At 57.5% G+C, this 2,191-nt stretch carries 1 protein-coding gene; it reads left to right on the top strand.

Annotated features, from left to right (window positions below; translation table 11 throughout):
* Positions 1–823 precede the first annotated feature (823 nt).
* Entirely contained in the window at positions 824–2,068 is a 1,245-nt protein-coding gene (locus OS035_RS33360) for a Glu/Leu/Phe/Val family dehydrogenase (RefSeq protein ID WP_331815638.1), read from the top strand.
* The last annotated feature ends 123 nt before the right edge of the window (positions 2,069–2,191 follow it).

Below are 2,191 nucleotides of genomic sequence, written 5' to 3'. Positions count from 1 at the left end.
AACACTGCTTGCGAGATTTTTAACCGCAAACGATTTCGCTAAAGCACCGCGCCGCTTTCCATTGCCGGCATTTGCATCAAGTGCGGCTCATTCGGCCAAGAAGTGCTTGCGCATTGGCGCTTCTATTCCGCGGCCTCTTCCGGAACATCACTACAGATGTGCGACATTGTCGTCAACTTTGTCCGGCTTCGTGACACGCTTTAGGACTCTTCGTCCGGGTATTTTATCCCCCTAAGTGTTTGCAGCAGCAGGCACTTTCGTTCTGCCCCATCAATCAGCTCAATTGGCACGACGCTTGAAAATTGTTCTCGTGAAAACCAGTCGCGGCATCACCTCGGTCGGTTCGAATACGGAAAGGAAGAAATAATGCCTGCTTCGCGTGGGAACTGGGTGTTTGGAAAAGCGGACTACGCCACATGGGGGCCATACCTTGGACAAGTTTACTCCCGGTTTAAGAAAACATCACCTGTACTCCCAGGCCCGAAAGAGGTGTTCAGCCGCGGTGCAAAGAAGGTTAGCGCGCAACGGTCGCCAAAAGCTCATGGGCTGCGAGGCACATGTTGCGACCGACCGGGCGCACCAGACACCCTCGTCGCAAATCCGACAAAGCTGTCGCGCTGGGACCCCTGGCGAAAGCGGATTGATCCGAAATCCCTAGGTTAATCAGCGCGCCATCGGCCTGGCACGACGAGTGCTAGGACAACCGAGACAGCAAGAAAGGAAGACATCAATGAAGCCCCGTCTTGAAGATATCCTCCAATCCCTTTTGGATTCAGCCATGCACCGGGATCTTGATCCCGACGTTCGTGAAAGCAACACGCCGATGGCATCCCTTTTTGACAATACCGTAAAGCGCCTCATTGAAGCAGCCGAGTACGTGGATCTTGATCCTGGTGTTCTCGAAAAGCTTAAACTCGCACTCGAGATGACGCAGGCGCGCCTGTCGATCCGCATGGACGACGGCTCGATCAAGTCTTTTCTGGCGTGGCGCTGTCGCCATGACGATAGCCGCGGCCCGACGAAGGGCGGCATCCGCTTCCATCCGGATGTGAACGCCGATGAAGTGACGGCGCTTGCACTAATGATGACCTCGAAGTGTGCCGTGATGAACCTGCCTTTTGGCGGCGCCAAAGGGGGCGTGAAGGTGGAGCCTCGCAGCCTCTCCAACACGGAACTTGAACGTCTCGCACGCGCCTACATCCGGGCTTTCGCACATATCATTGGCCCAACCCGAGACGTCCCAGCGCCTGATGTCGGCACCAATGAAACGACAATGGCGTGGATGATGGACGAATACAGCACCATTGTCGGCAAGAAGACGCCAGAGGTGATTACCGGCAAGCCCGTCGCCCTTGGCGGCTCGCTCGGGCGCGACGATGCGACAGCCCGCGGGGCCTATTACATCACGCGATACAAAGCCGACGCTCTCGGTTTGAAGCATGGAGCACGGGTGGCGATCCAGGGATTTGGCAATGCTGGCCAACACATGGCGCAGCTGTTGGCCGACGATGGAAACTTGATCGTGTCGGTCTCGGACTCTAAAGGTGCGGTCCATGCCCCGGCTGGTCTCGACGTCAGCGAACTGCGTGCCGCCAAGCGCCACGGCGAAAGCGTCACCAGCGTGGCAGGTTCAGCTGGTGTGTCGGAAATTTCTGGCGACGAGCTCCTTGCGAGCGATTGCGACGTCCTCGTCTTGGCAGCCGTGGAAAACACGGTCCACAAGGGCAACGCGGGAAGCATAAGGGCCCCGCTTATTATCGAACTCGCCAACGGCCCGATCACTCTGGAGGCCGACGAGATCCTCGAGGCCAGGAACGTCTTAATCCTTCCCGATATCCTCGCGAACGCTGGTGGCGTTACGGTCTCGTTCTACGAATGGGTCCAGAACCGCCAGGGCCAATCCTGGACTCTCGACGAGGTTCATACGCGGCTGAAGACAACAATGGAAAAGCAAACCGACGCCGTTTGCGCATATGCGCGAGACAAGAAGATCACCCTGCGCAAGGCCGCCTACGTTCTTGCACTCGCGAGGATTGCCGCAGCTATGGAAGCGCTTCTTAAGGACTGAGGTGAGACCGCCGGCACTGCGCCTCCAGCGCCATCCGGCACAACGCATAAGGACGGCAGCCCGTGTGGCTGCCGTCAATTAAAGGACGGCCCAACCGCTGAAGGAAACGTCATGAAGACGATG

This window comes from Rhizobium sp. 268 (genome assembly GCF_036571585.1).
Taxonomy (GTDB): Bacteria; Pseudomonadota; Alphaproteobacteria; order Rhizobiales; family Rhizobiaceae; genus Rhizobium; species Rhizobium redzepovicii.
This window is presented reverse-complemented; position numbering and strand designations above follow the sequence as displayed.